The 20,375-nt window shown below is 71.5% G+C and carries 14 protein-coding genes and 5 tRNA genes; 13 read left to right on the forward strand and 6 right to left on the reverse strand.

Annotated features, from left to right (window positions below):
* The first annotated feature begins 311 nt into the window (after nt 1-311).
* From ACWZEH_RS16195 to ACWZEH_RS16205, 3 genes are all read left to right on the forward strand, one after another.
* Entirely contained in the window at nt 312-1,526 is a 1,215-nt protein-coding gene (locus ACWZEH_RS16195) for a cation:proton antiporter (RefSeq protein WP_456199174.1), read from the forward strand.
* Nucleotides 1,527-1,797: 271 nt separating this feature from the next.
* Complete coding sequence (locus ACWZEH_RS16200; RefSeq protein ID WP_456199176.1) at nt 1,798-2,193, forward strand: hypothetical protein; 396 nt, start codon at nt 1,798-1,800, stop codon at nt 2,191-2,193.
* A gap of 211 nt (nt 2,194-2,404) precedes the next feature.
* On the forward strand, nt 2,405-3,613 hold the full coding sequence (locus ACWZEH_RS16205) for an NAD(P)/FAD-dependent oxidoreductase (protein WP_456199178.1): 1,209 nt from the start codon (nt 2,405-2,407) through the stop codon (nt 3,611-3,613).
* Nucleotides 3,614-3,711: 98 nt separating this feature from the next.
* Here the strand turns inward: ACWZEH_RS16205 and ACWZEH_RS16210 are convergent.
* The 3 genes from ACWZEH_RS16210 to ACWZEH_RS16220 all read right to left on the reverse strand — a co-directional run bounded on the left by ACWZEH_RS16210 (nt 3,712) and on the right by ACWZEH_RS16220 (nt 7,054).
* Nucleotides 3,712-3,784: transfer RNA gene (locus ACWZEH_RS16210), tRNA-Lys, on the reverse strand.
* 153 nt (nt 3,785-3,937) lie between these two features.
* Nucleotides 3,938-6,253, reverse strand: a complete 2,316-nt coding sequence (locus ACWZEH_RS16215) for a DEAD/DEAH box helicase (RefSeq protein WP_456199180.1) — start codon at nt 6,251-6,253, stop codon at nt 3,938-3,940.
* A gap of 252 nt (nt 6,254-6,505) precedes the next feature.
* The gene (locus ACWZEH_RS16220; protein ID WP_456199181.1) at nt 6,506-7,054 is read right to left on the reverse strand and encodes a hypothetical protein; all 549 of its coding nucleotides are present in this window, start codon (nt 7,052-7,054) and stop codon (nt 6,506-6,508) included.
* A 288-nt stretch (nt 7,055-7,342) separates the two neighbouring features.
* Here ACWZEH_RS16220 and ACWZEH_RS16225 point away from each other — a divergent pair, with 288 nt between their 5' ends.
* From ACWZEH_RS16225 to ACWZEH_RS16260, 8 genes are all read left to right on the forward strand, one after another.
* The gene (locus ACWZEH_RS16225) at nt 7,343-7,684 is read left to right on the forward strand and encodes a metallopeptidase family protein (RefSeq protein ID WP_456199626.1); all 342 of its coding nucleotides are present in this window, start codon (nt 7,343-7,345) and stop codon (nt 7,682-7,684) included.
* Between the two features lie 187 nt (nt 7,685-7,871).
* Nucleotides 7,872-9,533: a metallophosphoesterase family protein gene (locus tag ACWZEH_RS16230; RefSeq protein WP_456199183.1), complete on the forward strand. Its 1,662-nt coding sequence runs from the start codon at nt 7,872-7,874 to the stop codon at nt 9,531-9,533.
* Nucleotides 9,534-9,613: 80 nt separating this feature from the next.
* Nucleotides 9,614-9,686: transfer RNA gene (locus tag ACWZEH_RS16235), tRNA-Glu, on the forward strand.
* A gap of 35 nt (nt 9,687-9,721) precedes the next feature.
* Nucleotides 9,722-9,796: transfer RNA gene (locus ACWZEH_RS16240), tRNA-Asp, on the forward strand.
* 27 nt (nt 9,797-9,823) lie between these two features.
* A tRNA-Phe gene (locus tag ACWZEH_RS16245) sits at nt 9,824-9,897 on the forward strand.
* A gap of 103 nt (nt 9,898-10,000) precedes the next feature.
* The gene (hrpA, locus tag ACWZEH_RS16250; protein WP_456199184.1) at nt 10,001-14,065 is read left to right on the forward strand and encodes an ATP-dependent RNA helicase HrpA; all 4,065 of its coding nucleotides are present in this window, start codon (nt 10,001-10,003) and stop codon (nt 14,063-14,065) included.
* Nucleotides 14,066-14,159: 94 nt separating this feature from the next.
* Nucleotides 14,160-14,234, forward strand: a tRNA-Asp gene (locus ACWZEH_RS16255).
* 396 nt (nt 14,235-14,630) lie between these two features.
* A complete protein-coding gene (locus tag ACWZEH_RS16260) occupies nt 14,631-14,921 on the forward strand; it encodes a DUF6274 family protein (RefSeq protein WP_456199185.1) in 291 nt (96 codons plus the stop codon).
* 481 nt (nt 14,922-15,402) lie between these two features.
* Here ACWZEH_RS16260 and bldC read toward each other — a convergent pair whose 3' ends face one another.
* Together bldC and ACWZEH_RS16270 are read right to left on the reverse strand one after the other, a co-directional pair.
* Nucleotides 15,403-15,609 (reverse strand): developmental transcriptional regulator BldC, encoded by a 207-nt coding sequence (gene bldC / locus ACWZEH_RS16265; protein WP_003949541.1) that lies wholly within the window; start codon nt 15,607-15,609, stop codon nt 15,403-15,405.
* A 577-nt stretch (nt 15,610-16,186) separates the two neighbouring features.
* Nucleotides 16,187-17,065, reverse strand: coding sequence for a DUF8083 family protein (locus ACWZEH_RS16270; protein ID WP_456199186.1), 879 nt, complete (start codon nt 17,063-17,065; stop codon nt 16,187-16,189).
* Nucleotides 17,066-17,349: 284 nt separating this feature from the next.
* On the opposite strand from ACWZEH_RS16270, the gene ACWZEH_RS16275 reads away from it, so the two are divergent.
* Together ACWZEH_RS16275 and ACWZEH_RS16280 are read left to right on the forward strand one after the other, a co-directional pair.
* On the forward strand, nt 17,350-18,438 hold the full coding sequence (locus tag ACWZEH_RS16275) for a Leu/Phe/Val dehydrogenase (RefSeq protein WP_456199188.1): 1,089 nt from the start codon (nt 17,350-17,352) through the stop codon (nt 18,436-18,438).
* 459 nt (nt 18,439-18,897) lie between these two features.
* Nucleotides 18,898-19,152 (forward strand): DUF3073 domain-containing protein, encoded by a 255-nt coding sequence (locus ACWZEH_RS16280; RefSeq protein ID WP_042175219.1) that lies wholly within the window; start codon nt 18,898-18,900, stop codon nt 19,150-19,152.
* Nucleotides 19,153-19,291: 139 nt separating this feature from the next.
* On the opposite strand, the gene purM is transcribed toward ACWZEH_RS16280, so the two are convergent.
* Nucleotides 19,292-20,374, reverse strand: a complete 1,083-nt coding sequence (gene purM, locus ACWZEH_RS16285; RefSeq protein ID WP_456199190.1) for a phosphoribosylformylglycinamidine cyclo-ligase — start codon at nt 20,372-20,374, stop codon at nt 19,292-19,294.
* Nucleotide 20,375 lies beyond the last annotated feature (1 nt).

The following is a 20,375-nucleotide window of genomic DNA, read 5'->3' on the forward strand; positions in this document are numbered from 1 at the left end:
CCGGTGGCGCTCCCTGCCGCCCGAGCAGCCGCCCACGGCGCTGAAGCGCCCTTCACCAGCCGCGAGCGCCGCCGGCCCTCGGCCCGGCAGCAGTCCGCGCCGCACCCCCGCTCCCTCGGCCCACCCGGCCCGAGGCACTGCGGGGACTCCCAACCCGTAGGGGACACTCCCGGCTCGCCCCCGTCCCCCGTGGCCAGGGCCCTGCCACCCGACCCCGAAAGCCCCTCCCCAGGCACCGCACCCGCCGTTCCGGCACCCGCTCATCAGGCACAGACGCCGACACCGCACCGATCCACGGAGGTCAGACGCCCGTGCACAACACCACCACCATGCTCATCGAACTCGGAGCGATCATCCTCGCCCTCGGGCTGTTGGGCCGTCTCGCCGGACGGGTGGGCTTCTCCCCCATACCCCTCTATCTCCTCGCGGGGCTCGCCTTCGGCCACGGCGGCCTCCTGCCCCTGCAGGCCAGCGAGGAGTTCGTCGCCACGGGCGCCGAGATCGGTGTCATCCTGCTGCTGCTGATGCTCGGGCTGGAGTACAGCGCGTCGAGCCTCGTCACCACCCTCAAGACCCAGTACCCCTCGGGCGCCGTCGACTTCGTCCTCAACGCCGCCCCCGGCGCCGTCGCCGCGCTGCTCCTGGGCTGGGGGCCGGTCGCCGCCGTCGCCCTCGCCGGAGTCACCTGGATCTCCTCCTCCGGGGTCATCGCCAAGGTGCTCGGCGACCTCGGGCGCACGGGCAACCGCGAGACGCCGGTCATCCTGTGCGTCCTGGTCATGGAAGACCTCGCCATGGCCGTCTACCTGCCGGTCCTCGCCGCCCTGCTGACCGGGGCCAGTCTCGCGGGCGGCAGCATCACCCTGCTGATCTCCCTGGGCACCGTCGGCGCCGTCTTCTACGTCGCCCTGCGCCACGGACGCATCATCAGCCGCGCGGTCTCCTCCGACAACCCCGAGATGCTGCTGCTGGCGGTGCTGGGGCTGACCCTGCTGGTCGCGGGCGTCGCCCAGCACCTCCAGGTGTCGGCCGCGGTGGGCGCGTTCCTGGTCGGCATCGCCCTGTCCGAAGAGGTCGCCGAGGGCGCGCACGGTCTGCTGTCCCCGCTGCGGGACCTGTTCGCGGCGGTGTTCTTCGTCTTCTTCGGGCTGCACACCGACCCGTCCGCCATCCCGCCGGTGCTGCTCCCGGCGCTCGCCCTGGCGGTCGTCACCATGCTGACGAAGATCGCCACCGGCTGGTGGGCCGCCCGCCGCGCGGGCATCCCGTCCAAGGGCCGCTGGCGGACCGGCGGCACTCTGGTGGCGCGCGGCGAGTTCTCGATCGTCATCGCCGGTCTCGCCGTCGGTACGGAGCCCCGGATCGGCCCGCTGGCCACGGCGTACGTCCTGCTCCTGGTCGTCCTCGGCCCCCTCACCGCCCGCTGGACCGAACCGCTGGCCACCCGTCTCGTCCGCCGCCGCTCGCCGGACACGCCGCAGGCCACCCCGGCCGACCGGTCGGAACCGGCCCACGCGAGCAGCTGACCACCGGCACGGCGAAGGGCAGGGCAACCCGCCCGTGGACGTCCCGACCGCCGGAACCAGGCACCACGATTCCACCTCCCTCGCGCCCCGGCCCGCATCGACCGGCCACCGGAATCCGGCCATCGGCGCCCGATCCCCCGGCCTGGCGGCCCCGGCGGTGCGAAAATCAGCCCGGTACGCGCTCCACGCCCGCCGGGGCCCAGGCGCGCCCACCCCCGGCTGTCCCCACCTGCCGGGCCGGCGCCGGGGAGCGCCGGAAGGGGGCGTCGGCATGATCGCGTGGGTCGTCCTCGGCACCGGCCCGCGGCCGGTGCCCCGGCCCGTCGCCACCCCACTGGTGTGGACCGGCGCCTTCGGCGGCGCGTTGGCGGTGGTGGTCCTGCTCCACACGGTGGTGGGCCCGGACCACCCCGGGCTCGCCCTGACGGCCCTGTCCCTGCTCGCCGCCGTCCTCGGCGGATGCGCGCGGTTCACCGCGGCCCCCGGCACGGCGCTCCTGTGCTGGCTGTTCCTCAACGGCCTGGCCATACCGCCTGCCGGCACCCTCACCTGGACCGGCTCCCGGGACACGCTCTGGCTCGGCTGTCTCCTCGCGGCCACCGTCGCCGGCACGGCCGCCGCCCGCCTCACCCACGCCCGCGCGGCCTACCGCCGCCTCACGACGTAACCGGAACGGGAAGTCCCGGGCACCCAAACCTCGTTGAAGAACGCACATTCCTGCCCCCGCAGCCCCGCAGCCCCGCAGCCCCGCAGCCCCGCAGCCCCGCAGCCCCGCAGCCCCGCAGCCCCGCAGCCCCGCTGTCACAGCGAACGATCGGGCGGTGTCTTGAGGTTCGGCCCCCTGGAAACGGTCGAACCTCTGAGACGACGGAGACACCATGCCTGAGAACACCCGTGTGGTCGTGATCGGCGGCGGATACGCCGGCGTCATGGCGGCCAACCGCCTGACGCGGCGCGACGACGTAGCGGTGACCCTGATCAACCCGCGCCCGGACTTCGTCGAGCGGGTCCGCCTGCACCAACTGGTGGGCGGATCCCACGACGCGGTCGTCGACTACCGGGACGTCCTGGCCGACGGCGTCCGGCTGGTGGTCGACACCGTGACCCGGATCGACACCGCCGGGCGCGGCGTGGCGTTGGCGACCGGCGGCACGGCCGGCTACGACTATCTGATCTACGCGGTGGGCAGCGACAGCGCCGACCCGGGTGTGCCCGGAGCGGCCGAATTCGCGTACCCGATCGCCACCCTGGAGGCGGCGGAGCGACTGCGGCCGGTCCTCGCCGCAGCTCCCGCGGCGGCCGCGGTGACGGTGGTCGGAGCCGGTCCGACCGGCATCGAGACGGCCGCCGAACTGGCGGAGGCCGGCCGTGCCGTGACCCTGGTGTGCGGTGAGGTGCTCGGCCCCTACCTGCACCCTCGGGGCCGGCGCTCGGTGGCCGGGCGGCTGGCGGCACTCGGGGCGACCGTAATCGAAGGCCCGGACGCGAGGGTGACGGCGGTGACGCGTGACACCGTACGGCTCGGCGACGGCCGGGAACTGCCGAGCGAGGTGACCGTCTGGGCCGCCGGATTCGCCGTACCGGACCTGGCCGCCCGCAGCGGGCTGAGCACCGACGCCGTGGGCCGCCTGCTCACCGACGAGACGCTGACGTGCGTGGACGACACGCGCATCGTCGCGGCCGGGGACTCGGCGGCGCCGTCGAACCTGCCGCTGCGGATGAGCTGCCAGGCCGCGATGCCGCTGGGCGCGCGGGCCGCCGACACGGTGCTGAGCCGTATCGCGGGTGAGCGGCCGTCGCCCCTCAACCAGGCGTTCGCCGGCCAGTGCATCAGCCTGGGCCGACGCGGCGGCATCTTCCAGTTCGCCCACAGGTACGACGTCGCGGTGTGGTTCCACATCGACGGCCGCCCCGGCGCGAAGCTCAAGGAACTCGTGTGCAAGGGGATCGTGAAGCACCTGTCCGGCGAGGCACGCAGGCCCGGCTCGTACAACCTGCACCGCGTCCCGGGAGGCCCCAGGCGCCGGCAACTGCTGGAGACCGGGCCCGACAGGACACCGGCCGCCCGCCGGAACGAACCCGCCTGAACGGTTCCCCATCCCCGAACACCGCGGCGCCCCGACCGTGTTCAACCGGTCGGGGCGCCGCACAGCAGGTCGGAGGGGTTTCCCCTCCCCTGCCTCGGTAGGCCCTGTGGGACTCGAACCCACAACCAATGGATTAAAAGTCCACTGCTCTGCCAATTGAGCTAAGGGCCCCAGGCGATGTCGCCCCCACGAGCATAGCGGGACGTGGGCGCGGTGTTGATCGGGTATCGGTGCGGCGGGCCCGGACGTGTTCCGTCCGTATGCGGCAGGGCCCGCACGACGGGTGTCGTACGGGCCCTGTCACGTCAGTCCGGGGTACCGGGATCAGCCGTTGCGCTTCCAGCGCGGCTTGTCCTCGCGGCGGCCGAAGGAGCCGCCGCCGCGGTGCTCGTCACGACGGCCGTGCGGGCGGTCGTGGGAGGCACCGGAACGGAAGCCGGGGCGGTCGCTGCCGGGGCGGTCGCTGCCGGGGCGGTCGCTGCCGGGACGGTCGCCCTGGCGGTCGCGGTTGAACGGGCGGTCGCTGCCGGGACGGTCGCCCTGGCGGTCGCGGTTGAACGGGCGGTCGCTGCCACGGTGGCCGCCACGCTCGCCGCGGTCGTCGCGGCGGAAGCCGGGACGGTCGCCGCGGTCACGGTCGCGGTTGAAGCCACCGCGGTCGTCACGACGCTCGAACGAACGGCCGCCACGGTCGCCACCGCGGTCACCGCGGTCGTCACGACGCTCGAAGGAACGGCCACCACGGTCACCGCCGCGGTCACCACGGTCGTCACGGCGGAAGCCGGGACGGTCGCCGCCGCGGTCGCGGTTGAAACCACCGCGGTCGTCGCGGCGCTCGAACGAACGGCCACCACGGTCACCGTCACGGCGGTCGTCACGGCGGAAACCGCCACGGTCGCCGCGGTCACGGTCGCGGTTGAAGCCACCGCGGTCGTCACGACGCTCGAAGGAACGGCCACCGCGGTCGCCACCACGGTCGTCACGACGGAAGCCGTCCCGACGCTCGGGGCGCTCGGAGCGCTCGGTGTCGCGTGCGGTCGGCTGCTCCGGCAGCGAGACCTCGGGCTGGGCCGACGCCTCGACGGCGGCCTCGGCCACCGCAGCTTCCGGGTCCTCGCCGCGCTCGCGGGCGGCCCTGGCGACCAGCCGGTCCGCCTCGCCGCGCAGCTCGGACGCCCGGCGCTGCGCCCGCTCCAGCTCCTTGGCGAGCTGGGTGACCTCACGCTCGGCCTGCTGCGCCGCGTTGCCCGCCGACTCGGCCTGGACCTCGGTCATCGACCGGGCACCGGTGATCTCGGCGACCTCCGGGTCGAAGGCCGCGCCGCCCTGGATGATGTGACGCGTGGCGTCCACGCCCGCGTCCTCCATCAGCCGGAAGATCTGGCGCCGCTGGTGCGGCAGGGACAGCGACACGACGGTGCCGGTGCGACCGGCCCGCGCCGTACGGCCGGCCCGGTGCAGGTAGTCCTTGTGGTCGCCGGCCGGGTCCACGTTCAGCACCAGGTCGATGCCGTCGACGTGGATACCGCGCGCGGCGACGTCCGTGGCGACGAGGACGTTGACGTAGCCGTCCTTGAAGTCGGCCAGCGTCCGGGTGCGCGCGCTTTGCGTCATGCCGCCGTGCAGCGCCTCGGACTTGGCACCCGCGTCGCGCAGCTGCTCGGCGACCCGGTCCGCGCCCAGCTGGGTGCGGACGAAGATGATGGTGCGGCCCTTGCGGGAGGCGATGGCCGCGGTGACCGGCGCCTTGTCCTTGGGCTTCACGACCAGGATGTGGTGCGACATCGTCGTGACGGCACCCTGGGCGGCGTCGACCTCGTGGTGGACCGGGTCCTTCAGGTACCGGTCGACGAGCGTCTTGATCTCGTTCTCCATGGTCGCGGAGAACAGCATCCGCTGACCGCCCGCCGGGATCTGGTCGAGCAGCTCGGTGACCTCGGGCAGGAAGCCCAGGTCGGACATCTGGTCGGCCTCGTCGAGAACGGCGATCTGCACGTTCTCCAGGGAGCACGCGCCGCGGTTGATGATGTCGCGCAGGCGGCCGGGGGTGGCGACCAGGACGTCCACACCGCGCTCGAGGGCGTAGATCTGGTTGCCCATGGAGGTGCCGCCGCAGACGACCTTCATCTTCAGCCCGAGGACGTCCCCGTACGGCTGGAGTGCGTCGGCCACCTGCATGGCGAGCTCACGCGTCGGCGTCATGATGACGGCGCGCGGCTTGTGCTTCTCGGTCCGGCCGCCGGCCAGCGTGGCCAGCGTCGGCAGACCGAAGGAGAGGGTCTTGCCGGAGCCGGTGCGGCCGCGGCCGAGGATGTCCTTGCCTTCCAGGGCGTCCGGGATGGTCGCCGCCTGGATCGGGAAGGGGCTGGTCACGCCGTTCTGTGCGAGCTTGCGCACGACACCCTCGGGAAGACCGAGGGCGGCGAAGGTGAGCTCGGGGGTGCTGTCGGTCCCGGTGTCGCCGTCGTCCGTGACGTCGGCCTCGACGTCGGCGGTGACGTCGGCGATGTCGGTGACGTCGGTGATGTCAGTGACGTCGGTGATGTCAGTGACGTCGGTGATGTCGGTGATGACAGCAGTGGTGTCGGTGTCCTCGGTGTTCTCGGGCACGACGACGTGATCAGTACTGGCGATGGGCATACGAATGCGAAACCTTCCGGAGTCTCTTCGGCACGCGCCCGTCAACTCCGTGATTCGCAATCGCAATATGACCGCCTCGATGCGGTCCACCACGGTAAGGGGAGAGTACGCGCCACACGGCGCGCTCTGCAGTGGCGCCGGGCAAATAGGATCAAACGATCTGCCACCATACGCACTCTGTCCCACCAAAAGCAAACCAGCAGGTCAGACGGGGAGCGGGAGGGGGCAAGGCGGTGAAGCAGGTTCCGGTTCCTAGACGGGTGCCCGCGCCTCCGGCGCGGGCACCCGGTGCGCCAGCTGGGCCTCCGGTGGCTCGTGCACCGACGAGGACGGCTCCGCGGCCGTCGGCTCGGGCGGGACCGCGGGCTCGGACGGCGCCTGCGTGGGCTCCGGACCGGCCGGCCCGGTCGGCTCCGGCGGTTCCGGCGGACTGTCGGGGGGCGGCCCCGCCGGCTCGCCCGGCCCGCCGTCGACCGGCACCGGCCCGCTCGCCCCCGGGGAGGGCGCCGCCTCGGCGACGGACGGGGCTCCCGCCTCGCCCTTCCTCCGTTCGCCCTGCTCGCCCCTCGTGCCGCCGCCCGCGCGGCGCTCACTCCCGTCCTCGGTCGCCGCGGCACCGTGACCGCCCCCGCCACCCGGCACCGCGGGCCCCCCGTCGGGCGCCTCACCGCCCGAACGGCCCGCGGAGTGCGACGGCCTGGCGCCGCCCACCCCGTCCCCACCCACACTCATACAGCCGGCGGCAGCGGCGACGGCCACGACGGTGGCAGCCAGGCGGACAGGTACGTACAAGGGGCGCACGAGGCCACCTCCGGTTGGGATGCTGGGTCGATGTACCCAACTCCCACCGCCCGCGGGAGGACACGCCGGCACCCCCTCAGCAGCACACCGGTGACAGACCGGTGACCCACCGTCGACCTGTTCCTCGGGCTGAAACCTCACGGAACCCGGCCCTGGTCCCGCTCCTGGGCCCACAGCGGACATACGGCCCCCAGGACCGGACCCCGTCGCGCACTCCCCCGTGGCCCGCGGGGTCCGCGTACACCTCCGCTCCACACGATCGTCCCCGACAATGGTCCTGTGCTGGAGATGACGCGTGACAGGTTCGAAGAACTGGTGAGCGAAGCCCTGGACCAGATCCCGCCGGAGCTGGCGCGGGTCATGGACAACGTGGCCGTGTTCGTGGAGGACGAACCGCCCGCCGACGATCCGGAGCTGCTGGGCCTGTACGAGGGGACTCCGCTCACGGAACGCGGGGAGTGGTACGCCGGGGTCCTCCCCGACCGCATCACGATCTACATGGGCCCGACCCTGCGCTACTGCGGAACGGCGGAGGACGTGGTGGACGAGGTGGCCGTGACGGTTGTCCACGAAGTGGCACATCACTTCGGCATCGAGGACGCGCGGCTCCACGAACTGGGCTGGGGCTGATCCGCACGGCCGTACGCCCCGGGCGGCCCGTACCAGTACCGACGACGCCCGGCCGCTGCCGCGCCCTTCAGCCGCGTCCTTCAGCCGCGCCTTCTGCGGCGCGGAGCCGTCGTCGGCCATGACCCATCCGTACGACTCCCGCCGGGCACCCCGCATATCCGGCGCGCCGCACGGGCATACGGGACCAATGGCACGCGTCCCCGCCGCAGTCAGGAACCTCCGACACCGCGTCCGAAGGGTCCCGCGAGCCCTCGGCCGCCGTCACCGCTCCCGTCGCCCCGCCGCCACGGCGACGGCCGTCACCACCACCCTCGCCGCCCGGCCGCCCCACCCCTTCAAGCGCGTCGTGGGGCTCCTCGCCGTCGTCCTGCTGGGCGCCTGGCTCGGCCTGCTGATCGTGGGCAACGTGCGCGTTCCCGTCGGCCCCATGGACACGACCATGACCCTGCGCCCGTCGTTCACGGGCGGCACGAAGATCAACATCTCTCCCCTGGGCGCCCTCGAACTCGACAGCCACCACGCCCCCGTCCGCCTCGACGTCAACGTCGACCAGCTCGACCCCGCCCGCTCCCAGGCCCTCGTCGACCACCCCGAGCGCCTCTCCGGACTTCAGGACGAAGTCACCCGGGACATCGCCCGCGGCACCGCCGACCTCGCCGTGCGCTCCGTCGTCGCCGTCGTCACCGGCGCCACCGCCCTCGGCCTCGCCGTCTACCGCCGCCCGCGCCGGGCCCTGGCCGCGGGCGGCCTCGCCCTCACCCTGCTGGCCGCGTCCGGCGGCACCGCGTACGCCTCCTGGAACCCGGACTCCGTCCTCGAGCCCAGGTTCTCCGGCCTGCTCTCCTCGGCGCCCTCCCTGGTCGGCGACGCCCGCAGCATCGTCACGGAGTTCGACGTCTACCAGAAGGAGCTGGCCCGCCTGGTCACCAACGTGACGAAGCTCTACGACGCCACCTCCACGCTCCCCGCCTACCAGCCCGACCCGACCACCCTCCGGGTCCTGCACGTCTCCGACATCCACCTCAACCCCGCGAGCTGGATGATCATCGCCTCGCTCGTCGAGCAGTACCAGGTGAACGTCATCGTCGACTCCGGCGACACCATGGACCACGGCAGCGCCGCCGAGAACGGCTTCCTCGACCCCGTCGAGGACCTCGGCGCCCCCTACGTCTGGGTCCGCGGCAACCACGACTCGGCCGCCACCCAGCGCTACCTGGAGGGCCTCGAGAACGTCCACGTCCTGGACGACGGCCGGGCCAGGACGGTCGCCGGCCTGCGCTTCGCCGGCATCGGCGACCCGCAGTTCACCCCGGACCGCTCCAAGAAGCCCGGCGCCGAGCAGTCCCAGGAACTCGCGGGCGCCCGCCTGGCCTCCGCCCTGCGCGACCAGCGGGCCGCCGGCACCCCGGTCGACGTCGCCGTCGCCCACGAACCGTCGGCGGCGCGCGAGGTCGACGGCACGGTGCCCCTCGTCCTGGCCGGGCACATCCACCGCCAGGAGACGGAGGTCATGAAGTACGGCACCCGGCTCCGCGTCGAAGGCTCCACCGGCGGCAGCGGCCTGCGCGCCGTCGAGGGCAAGCACCCCGACCCCATCGAGGCCTCGATCCTCTACTTCGACCGCGACACCCGCCGCCTCCAGGCCTGGGACGCGATCCGGCTGGGCGGCCTGGGCCTGACCAAGGCGGAGGTCAGCCGGCATCTCCCGGAGGAGAACCAACCGGGCGCGTCCCCCTCCGGTCCGCCCTCCGGCTCTCCGTCCGGGGCTCCGTCCGGCACCGCGTCCGGCTCCCCCTCCCCGCCCTCCGCCCGGCCCCCCTCCTCCACCCCCTCGGCACCCGCCCCGTAAACCGTTTTGGCGATCCCTCCCGGCATCACATATGCTTCGGACGTCCCCGACGCGCTGAGAAGCGCCCAGGCGGGCCGATAGCCCTCATCGTCTAGCGGCCTAGGACGCCGCCCTTTCAAGGCGGTAGCACGGGTTCGAATCCCGTTGGGGGCACGCATCACCCTGTGCGACACTGTCGTACGGAGCTTGGTCCTGTGGAGCAGTTTGGAGTGCTCGCCACCCTGTCAAGGTGGAGGCCGCGGGTTCAAATCCCGTCAGGACCGCTTGCAGATCACTTCGGTGAACTGCGTGGCTGGGTAGCTCAGTTGGTACGAGCGATCGCCTGAAAAGCGATAGGTCGCCGGTTCGACCCCGGCCCCAGCCACAACAGACACCCCCTCCGGGATCCCGGAGGGGGTGTTCTTGTCTCCCCACAGGGACAAAACCGTTCGCCACGGATTTCCCGGGGATGAGATCCTGGTTCCCGTATGTCCACGCACCCTGCCTCCGCCCCCTCCTCCGGCGCCTCCGCCAACGCCTCCGGCGCCCCGGCCTTCGGCGCTCTCGCCTCTCGCCTGACCGAGCTCTCGCTGCGCGACACGCAGCGGCTCGGGCGCAGGCTCGAGGGCGCGCGCAGGATCCGTAGACCGGAGGCCAAGGCCGCCGTGCTCGGCGAGATCGAGACGGAGGTCTCCAAGGCCGAGGAGCGGATGGCCGGGCGCCGGGCGCGGGTGCCGGCGGTCACGTATCCGCAGCAGTTGCCGGTCAGTCAGAAGAAGGACGAGATCGCCGAGGCGATCCGCGATCACCAGGTGGTGATCGTCGCGGGTGAGACGGGTTCCGGCAAGACGACGCAGATCCCGAAGATCTGCATGGAACTGGGCCGGGGCGTCCGGGGGATGATCGGACACACCCAGCCCCGCCGGATCGCCGCCCGCACGGTGGCGGAGCGGATCGCGGAGGAGCTGGACACCCCGCTCGGGGAGGCCGTCGGCTGGAAGGTGCGGTTCACCGACCAGGTGAGTCCGGACGCCACCTTCGTGAAACTGATGACCGACGGCATCCTGCTCGCCGAGATCCAGACGGACCGCGAGCTGCGCGCCTACGACACGATCATCATCGACGAGGCCCACGAGCGGTCGCTGAACATCGACTTCCTGCTCGGCTATCTCGCCCAGCTGCTGCCCAGACGCCCGGACCTGAAGGTCGTCATCACGTCGGCGACCATCGACCCGGAGCGGTTCTCGCGGCACTTCGGCGATGCTCCCATCGTGGAGGTCAGTGGTCGTACGTATCCCGTCGAGGTGCGTTACCGGCCGTTGCTCGAGGAGGACTCCCAGGAAGCGGACCGCGACCAGATCACCGCGATCACGGACGCGGTCGAGGAGCTGATGGCCGAGGGGCCCGGCGACATCCTGGTCTTCCTCTCCGGCGAGCGGGAGATCCGGGACACGGCGGACGCGCTGACGAAGAAGGCGTACCCCCGCGCCAAGGGCGCCGACTGGCACAGCACCGAGGTGCTGCCGCTCTACGCGCGGCTCTCGCACGCCGAGCAGCACCGTGTCTTCCAGCAGCACAGCGGCCGCAGGATCGTTCTGGCGACGAACGTCGCGGAGACGTCGCTGACGGTGCCGGGCATCAAGTACGTCATCGACCCCGGGTTCGCACGGATCTCCCGCTACAGCCACCGGACCAAGGTGCAGCGGCTGCCGATCGAGCCGGTGTCGCAGGCCAGCGCCAACCAGCGCAAGGGCCGCTGCGGGCGCACGTCGGACGGCATCTGCATCCGGCTGTACAGCGAGGACGACTTCGAGACCCGCCCGGAGTTCACGGACGCGGAGATCCTCCGCACCAACCTGGCCTCGGTCATCCTGCAGATGACGGCGGCGGGCCTCGGCGAGATCGAGAAGTTCCCCTTCATCGACCCGCCGGACCACCGGAACATCCGTGACGGCGTGCAGCTGCTCCAGGAACTGAACGCGCTGGACGCGACGCAGAAGGACCCCCGCAAGCGGCTGACGGAGACCGGACGGAAGCTGGCCCAGCTGCCGGTCGACCCCCGGCTGGCGCGCATGGTGCTGGAGGCGGACCGCAACGGGTGCGTCCGCGAGGTCATGGTGATCGCGGCGGCGCTGTCCATCCAGGACCCGCGCGAGCGGCCGGCCGACAAGCAGACCCAGGCGGACCAGCAGCACGCCCGGTTCCGGGACGAGACCAGCGACTTCCTCGCCTACCTCAACCTGTGGCGCTACGTGCGGGAGCAGCAGAAGGAGCGCGGCTCGTCGTCCTTCCGGCGCATGTGCAAGCAGGAGTACCTGAACTTCCTGCGGATCCGCGAGTGGCAGGACATCTACACGCAGCTGCGCACGGTCGCCAAGCAGATGGGCATCCACCTCAACGAGGAGGACGCCCCCGAGGACCGCATCCACGTCTCGCTGCTCGCCGGCCTGCTCTCCCACATCGGGATGAAGGACGTGAAGGAGTCGAAGGACTCCGGCCAGGCCGCCCGCAAGGACGGGAGCGGCCGCAAGGACGGTGGCGGGCGCAGCGAGTACGTGGGCGCGCGCAACGCCAAGTTCGCGATCTTCCCGGGTTCGGCGCTGTTCAGGAAGCCGCCGCGGTTCGTGATGTCGGCGGAGCTGGTCGAGACGTCCCGGCTGTGGGCGCGGGTCAACGCGAAGGTCGAGCCGGAGTGGGTCGAGCCGCTCGCGGAACACCTGCTGAAGCGCACGTACAGCGAGCCGCACTGGGAGAAGGACCAGGCCGCGGTGATGGCGTACGAGAAGGTCACGCTGTACGGCGTACCGATCGTCGCCCAGCGGAAGGTGAACTACGGCCGGATCGACGCCGAGGTCTCCCGCGAGCTGTTCATCCGCAACGCGCTGGTCGAGGGCGACTGGCGCACGCACCACAAGTTCTTCGCGGACAACCGCAGGCTGCTCACCGAGGTCGAGGAGCTGGAGCACCGGGCACGGCGCCGCAACATCCTGGTCGACGACGAGACCCTGTTCGACTTCTACGACCAGCGGGTGCCCGGCCATGTCGTGTCGGGGGCGCACTTCGACTCGTGGTGGAAGCACAAGCGCCACGAGCAGCCGGACTTCCTCGACTTCGAGCGCGAGATGCTCATCCGCGAGTCGGCCGAGGCCGTCACCAAGGCCGACTATCCGGACTCCTGGCGGCAGGGTGCCCTCACGTTCCGGGTGACGTACCAGTTCGAACCGGGCGCGGACGCGGACGGGGTGACGGTCCATGTGCCGCTCCAGGTGCTGAACCAGGTCACGGGCGAGGGCTTCGACTGGCAGATCCCGGGTCTGCGGGAGGAAGTCGTCACGGAGCTGATCCGTTCCCTCCCCAAACCGGTCCGCCGCAACTACGTGCCGGCGCCGAACTACGCGAAGGCGTTCCTGGAGCGGGCGGTGCCCCTCCAGGAGCCGCTGACCACGACGATGGCCCGCGAGCTGAAGCGGATGGTCGGGGTGCCGTTCGACGCGGACGACTTCGACTGGTCCAAGGTCCCCGACCATTTGAAGGTCACCTTCCGGATCGTCGACGAGCGGCGCCGGAAGATCGCCGAGGACAAGGACCTGGAGGCGCTCCGGCTCCGGCTGAAGCCGAAGGCCCGCCAGGCCCTCTCCCAGGCGGCGGCCGCCACGGCCCAGCGCGAGGGCGGTGAGTCGCTGGAGCGGACGGGCCTGACCGACTGGACCGTCGGCACGCTGACCCGTGTCTTCGAGACGCGGCGGGCCGGTCAGCCGGTGAAGGCGTTCCCCGCACTGGTCGACGACGGCGACACGGTCTCCGTACGGCTCTTCGACACGGAGGCGGAGCAGCAGCCGGCGATGTGGAAGGGCACGCGTCGTCTGATCCTGCGCAATATCCCGGTGAATCCTGCGAAGTTCGCATCCGAGAAGTTGACGAACGCCCAGAAGCTCGCCCTGTCGGCGAATCCGCACGGTTTTGTCCAGGCGTTGTTCGACGACTGCGCGACGGCGGCGGCGGACCGGCTGATCGCGGACTTCGGCGGGCCCGTGTGGGACGAGGAGTCGTACCGCGAGCTGTACGACAAGGTGCGCGCCGAGATCGTCGACACGACCGTCCGCGCGGTGGGGCAGGTGCAGCAGGTCCTGGCCGCCTGGCAGGCCTGCGAGCGCCGGCTGAAGGGTGTACGCAGCCCCGCGCTGCTGGCCAACCTCCAGGACGTACGCACACAGCTGGACGCCCTGGTGAAGCCGGGGTTCGTGACGGAGACGGGGCTGCGGCGGCTGCCGGACCTGATGCGGTACCTGGTGGCCGTGGACCGCCGCCTCCAGCAGATGCCGGCGAACGTCCAGCGGGACACGACCCGCATGGAGAAGGTCCATGAGATGCGGGACGAGTACGCCTGGCTGCTGGAACAGATGCCGCAGGGGCGGCCGGTGCCGCAGCAGGTGCTGGACATCCGCTGGATGATCGAGGAGCTCCGGGTCAGCTACTTCGCCCACGCGCTGGGCACCGCGTACCCGGTCTCGGACAAGCGGATCGTGAAGGCGATCGACGCCGCCGTTCCGTAACCCGAGCGGCACGCAGGGTGAGTTCGACCAGTGGGCCACCGCTCCTGTACAGTCTCTTTTCGCAGCGCAAGGCAGCAATCGCACTGCGAAACCTGGTCCTGTGGAGCAGTTTGGAGTGCTCGCCACCCTGTCAAGGTGGAGGCCGCGGGTTCAAATCCCGTCAGGACCGCATCACCGAGAAGGGCCCCACCTCACAGTGGGGCCCTTCTCGCATCCCCCACCACCCGCCAAGGCGAAGACCGCGCCCGCGGCGCAGCCGCAATCGGGTACAGCACATCCCGTCAGGACCGCATCACCGAGAAGGATCCGCCCGCCCCCGCGCAGGGGCCCGCCCCACGCGCCCCGCGCTCCCTCCCTCCCCCGCGCCCGCCGGCATCCGCCACTCCGCGCCCCTCACCGGCCGACTGAGGGCCTTTCAGGTGGTCCTGGGTATTCGGGGAGGCCGCGCTCCGTTTCGCGCACTCCTGGGGCTTCCCGGCGAGGGCCCCGGTGTCTTGACGGGGCGGGCATCCCCCGGTACCTCAGACAGCAGGGCCGCCCTCGGCGCGGCCACTGGAGGTGGCACATGCCGGCATCGGCCAGGCACGAGACGCGGGCGTTGCTCCGCGCGCACCTGTCGGCTGCCTCGTCGTTCGGGCACCACACCCGCCACTGTCCGGTCTGCCACCGCCTGTTGCGCCTGGCGATGGACTCCGCGCCCCACACACCCGAAGCCCTCGAACGCACCGAACGCACCGAACGGCCCGCGCGCCCCGCCGATCCCGCGGAGCGCCCCCCGGAACGCGTCGAGGGCGAGGGTGCATCCACCGCCCGGCCCAGCCGCCCGACCGCCCCAGTTCCCGGGCAACGCACCTGAGTTGCTTCACATCGGGCCCACCCGCCGCCGCTCTAGCGCATATGCCGGTGACCCAACAAGGCGACCTGCGTGTGACGGGTGTCACCGCATGAGTTTCGGAAAGTTCGGTACTTACCCGTCGCCTACACCAAGTCAATTTAATATGTGCAATTGCACTACCTCCGGAGGCCCGCCCAAACCTCCGCACAGGTGACCTCACAGCCACTGCCCGGAGTCCGACAGGCCCGCGCACGGATCCCGCACAGACCCACCCGGGGAGCACCGCACCGGCACACCGCCGGCAGTCCCCGCACACAAAAGATCGCGCCGGACTCGGCGGAGTCCAGCGCGATCGACGACGCACCCGGTTCAGCTGCCTGAAAAGCTCTGATCGGCTTGGGCGAGGGTCCTGTTGGGGCAGTTCCCGCGTCGTGTGGAGCTGTGGGTCCGAACACCTCGGCCAGTGGGGGACCAGCCGGTTCGTCCGGGTTATTCAGTTGTGTCAGGCCTCGCTGCGCTGCTGCGGAATGCCCGCGAGCAGGGCGCGTACCTCGGCTTCGCGGTAGCGGCGATGCCCGCCGAGCGTGCGGATCGACGTGAGCTTGCCGGCCTTCGCCCAACGCGTGACCGTCTTCGGGTCGACGCGGAACATGGTGGCGACCTCAGCCGGGGTCAGCAGCGGCTCGGCATCAGGGGTGCGAGCGGTCATGAGCGGCCTCCTCGGGAGAACCGAACCTTCTCGGTTCTTTCCTCTAAATTCTGCACCTTGACCCGCGTTGCCCGAAATGGCGGACGCGGGTCGAGTCGGTTATAGGACGAACGGCTTGTCCTCGGCACTACAACTACACCATCCGTCCAGCCGCGTCGGCCAAACCGATGGAATTGCCCTCCCAGGTGTTCATCAGCCGCGGAAGCCGATGGACCATGCCATAGCGGACAGTCACACGGTTGTGACGATCAGTCACAGCCGCGATCAGGAGTCACCGGACCCCCCAAAGCGCGCAATGCTGAGATTCCGCCCATAGTCGAGCACAGCAGGGCGGAGGAGCCCTCCCCGGACTCCTTGTCCTATTTTGGCACGAGGGTGGGCAAGCGGCGCAAGGCCCCCGTACGTGCGGTCCGTCACGCTTGACCGGCTTGGGACATACGCCCGGATCGGCGCCTACGTCCGTTGTCGGGTCCCGGTTGACCACACCTCAGGGCGACGAGAAAACCCCAAGAAGGACGTTTGGTCAAACGCCAGTTCGTTATGCCGTCGCGACTCGTCATCGCTCCGCGACCAGGCGTCAGTTGGCCGACCGCAGGTCCCGGACCGAGCGCCAGCGCTCCACCAGCCGCCCGTAGGCCTCCCCCGCGGTCACCCCGTCCCCGCGGCGCAGTGCCGCGATCCCCTCGGCCACGTCCGCCGCGGAGTGGTCGTCCTCCAGCGCGCCGGCCGGCAGGGCGTGCACCAGGCCGCCGTAGTCCAGTTCGACCAGTGAACGCGGATGGAACTCCTCCAGCCAGCGCCCCACATCCACCAGGCCGTCGATCAGCGGCCCCTCGTCCATGGCGGTCCTCAGGGCCCGCAGCCCGCGCGCCACCCGCCGCCGCGCCTCGACCATGGGTGTGCGGTAACGCAGTACGGGGGCCTCACCGGCGGAACTCGTGGAGCCGGCGGGGCCCGGAAAGCCGCGGGAGCCCTCGTCGTACTCGCGCTCCTCGTCCGAGACCAGCACGAACCAGTTGATCGGCACCTGCCAGGTCGCGGTGCGGATCCACGGCCGGGCGTCGGGGTGGGCGGTCAGCCAGCGCTCGTAGTCCTCGGCGGCCTGGCGCCGTACGAACGGGGGCAGCAACGCGTCCAGGACCGGCGGGGGAAAGTCCTCGGCGAGCCCTCCCAGGGCCTGCCAGCCGCGCAGCCGGGTGCGCCAGGGGCAGACGCGGACCGCGCCGTCGACCTCCAGCACGAACGCGTCGTCGCTCTCCCGCACCGGAACCGGGACCGGCGGGGTCGGCACGACGTCGGCCAGGGCCCGGCGCAGTTCGTCCTGGTAGGAGGGGAGGTCGGGGCGGCGGGCGTAACGGGCCCAGTGACCGCGCTCCGGCTCGGGGAAGGCGGTCAGTGGTTCGTACACGCGCAGGTAGGCCGCGTAGGGGACGATCACCGAGGAGACCTTGGGCACGCCTGCTCCCTCCCCCGCGCACCGGCGCGAAAACCTGCCCGCCCGCCCATGGGCGGGCGGGCGGCGGACGGACGGCTCGCACGTACGGGTAATCCACGCGAATCGTCGCACGCCGTTCCTCCGGGAGGAGGCGCGCGGAGGTGATCCTGGACACGGTTCCGTCCCCGCGGGCGGCAGGCTCTAACCTCGTGCCCACAGCCTCCGCCACCGCCCCCACAGCCACAAGCGCGGGGGAGTTTCGGGAACTGTGTCCACCCGCCGCTACTTACTCAGGAGTCACCACCGTGACCGACGTATCTGACGGCGTCCTGCACACCCTGTTCCATTCGGACCAGGGCGGTCACGAGCAAGTCGTGCTCTGCCAGGACCGCGCCAGTGGCCTCAAGGCCGTCATCGCCCTCCACTCCACCGCCCTGGGCCCCGCCCTCGGCGGTACGCGCTTCTACCCGTACGCGTCCGAGAGGGAGGCCGTCGCCGACGCGCTGAACCTCGCGCGCGGGATGTCGTACAAGAACGCCATGGCCGGCCTCGACCACGGCGGCGGCAAGGCCGTGATCATCGGCGACCCCGAGACGGTCAAGACCGAGGAGCTGCTGCTCGCCTACGGCCGGTTCGTCGCCTCGCTGGGCGGCCGGTACGTCACCGCCTGCGACGTCGGCACCTACGTCGCCGACATGGACGTCGTGGCCCGCGAGTGCCGCTGGACCACCGGCCGCTCCCCCGAGAACGGCGGCGCCGGCGACTCGTCCGTGCTCACCGCGTTCGGTGTCTACCAGGGGATGCGGGCCTCGGCCCAGCACCTGTGGGGCGACCCCTCGCTGCGCGACCGCAAGGTCGGCGTGGCGGGCGTCGGCAAGGTCGGCCACCACCTGGTGGACCACCTGCGCGAGGAGGGCGCCGAGGTCGTGATCACCGACGTGCGCGAGGACGCCGTACGACGGATCCTGGACCGGCACCCGCAGGGCGTGACGGCCGTCGCCGACACCGGGTCGCTGATCCGCACCGAGGGCCTGGACGTGTACGCCCCGTGCGCGCTGGGCGGCGCGCTGAACGACGACAGCGTGCCGGTGCTGACCGCCGCGGTGGTCTGCGGCGCCGCCAACAACCAGCTGGCCCACCCGGGCGTCGAGAAGGACCTCGCCGACCGCGGGATCCTCTACGCGCCGGACTACGTGGTGAACGCCGGCGGGGTCATCCAGGTCGCCGACGAGCTGAACGGTTTCGACTTCGACCGGTGCAGGGCGAAGGCGGCGAAGATCTTCGACACCACGCTCGCCATATTCGCACGTGCGAAGTCGGACGGGATTCCGCCGGCCGCGGCGGCCGACCGGATCGCCGAACAGCGGATGGCGGAGGCGCGCGCGTCACGCTGAGCGGCGTCCGGGCCCGCAGAGGGCCCGTCCGGGCCGTGTACGGGGCACGTACGGGGCGTGTACGCGACATATGCGGGACGGGTACGGCGCACCTGCCGTGACCCGCACACGGCGCGTACGGACGCCCGTGGGGCGTATGCGGGGGCGGGCCGGTGAGCCCACCCCCGCGCTGTTCGCACGTGTGGCCGGTACCCGCGGAGGGGTACTTCGAGAGAACTCTCACTTCTCCCGGCGGGTCGCCCCTCGACAAGTGCTTGAAATTGCACTTGACCAGGGAGAACAGGGTGCTTCGGGGGCCCCGGGCGGGGGCGCGGCATGCGGGCGACGTACCGTATGGGCGTGGGCTCAGGTACCGTGGGAGCCCTACGGACCGGCCTCTCCACAGAGAGTCCGTGCCGGACCATGAACGCGTGTCAAGACTCTGGGGCCGTCGAGCCCCGTCGTTGAGGGGGTCGAGCCATGGGGCGCGGCCGGGCCAAGGCCAAGCAGACGAAGGTCGCCCGCCAGCTGAAGTACAACAGCGGCGGCACGGACCTCGCACGTCTGGCCGAGGAGCTGGGTGCATCGCCTTCGAACACGTCACCGAATGTCATCGGTGACCCTGTGGAGGACGATGAGCAGGACGACGACCTGTACGCACGGTACGCCGACCTCTATGAGGAGGACGACGACGACGAGGACGGCCAGTCCTCGCCACAGCGTCGTGGCGCTTGACCCTGCACTGAATCATCAGCCCGGTCGGTGACTCCGGTCACCGACCGGGTTCTGTGCTGACCGCCCGTGCGGTCCGCCGCCGTACCGGGTGTGCTCGGCATGCCCGGTTTCCTTCGCATGCTCCGCGCACCCGGTCCGCTCAGCCCGCGTAGTCCCCCACCAGTTCCGCTCCCGTCGTCCGGTCGCCGCGACCGGTGATCTCGCCGGCCACCCAGGCGTCCAGTCCGCGGTCGGCCAGGGTCGTCAGCGCCACGTCCGTGGACTCCTGCGGCACGATCGCGATCATGCCGACGCCCATGTTGAGGGTCCGCTCCAGCTCCAGGCGCTCGACCGAACCGGTCCGGCCGACGAGGTCGAAGACCGGGCCCGGGGTCCAGGTGGAGCGGTCCACGACCGCGTGCAGCCCGTCGGGGACGACACGGGCCAGGTTGGCCGCGAGGCCGCCGCCGGTGACGTGGCTGAAGGCGTGCACCTCGGTGACGGAGGTCAGGGCCAGGCAGTCCAGCGAGTAGATCCGGGTGGGCTCCAGGAGCTCCTCGCCGAGGGTGCGGCCCAGGTCGTCGACGTGGTTCTCCAGAGCGAGTCCGGCCTGGTTCAGCAGGACGTGCCGGACCAGCGAATACCCGTTCGAGTGGAGTCCGGAGGCGGCCATGGCGACGACCGTGTCACCCTCGCGGATGCGCTCCGCGCCGAGCAGCCGGTCGGCCTCCACGACGCCCGTACCGGCGCCGGCGACGTCGAAGTCGTCCTCGCCCAGCAGGCCCGGGTGCTCGGCCGTCTCACCGCCGACCAGGGCGCAGCCGGCCAGCACACAGCCCTCCGCGATGCCCTTGACGATCGCGGCGACCCGCTCGGGGTGGACCTTGCCGACGCAGATGTAGTCGGTCATGAACAGCGGCTCCGCGCCGCACACCACGATGTCGTCCATCACCATGGCGACCAGGTCGTGGCCGATGGTGTCGTAGACGCCCATCCGGCGGGCGATGTCGACCTTGGTGCCGACGCCGTCCGTGGCGGAGGCGAGCAGGGGACGCTCGTAGTTCTTCAGCGCGGAGACGTCGAAGAGACCGGCGAAACCTCCGAGGCCGCCGAGGACCTCGGGGCGCCGGGTCTTCCTCACCCATTCCTTCATGAGCTCGACCGCGTGGTCGCCCGCGTCGATGTCGACGCCGGCGTTCTTGTACGACGCCGCGGCGGGGCCGGCGCCAGTGTTCTCGGACATG

It is taken from the genome of Streptomyces yamdrokensis, assembly GCF_053890455.1.

Coding starts and splice junctions, on each gene's coding strand:
- ACWZEH_RS16200 (WP_456199176.1), top strand. CDS start 1,798: ATGATCGCGTGGGTCGTCCTCGGCACCGGCCCGCGGCCGGTGCCCCGG.
- ACWZEH_RS16205 (WP_456199178.1), top strand. CDS start 2,405: ATGCCTGAGAACACCCGTGTGGTCGTGATCGGCGGCGGATACGCCGGC.
- ACWZEH_RS16215 (WP_456199180.1), bottom strand. CDS start 6,253: ATGCCCATCGCCAGTACTGATCACGTCGTCGTGCCCGAGAACACCGAG.
- ACWZEH_RS16225 (WP_456199626.1), top strand. CDS start 7,343: ATGACGCGTGACAGGTTCGAAGAACTGGTGAGCGAAGCCCTGGACCAG.
- ACWZEH_RS16230 (WP_456199183.1), top strand. CDS start 7,872: ATGGCACGCGTCCCCGCCGCAGTCAGGAACCTCCGACACCGCGTCCGA.
- hrpA (WP_456199184.1), top strand. CDS start 10,001: ATGTCCACGCACCCTGCCTCCGCCCCCTCCTCCGGCGCCTCCGCCAAC.
- ACWZEH_RS16260 (WP_456199185.1), top strand. CDS start 14,631: ATGCCGGCATCGGCCAGGCACGAGACGCGGGCGTTGCTCCGCGCGCAC.
- bldC (WP_003949541.1), bottom strand. CDS start 15,609: ATGACCGCTCGCACCCCTGATGCCGAGCCGCTGCTGACCCCGGCTGAG.
- ACWZEH_RS16280 (WP_042175219.1), top strand. CDS start 18,898: ATGGGGCGCGGCCGGGCCAAGGCCAAGCAGACGAAGGTCGCCCGCCAG.
- purM (WP_456199190.1), bottom strand. CDS start 20,374: ATGTCCGAGAACACTGGCGCCGGCCCCGCCGCGGCGTCGTACAAGAAC.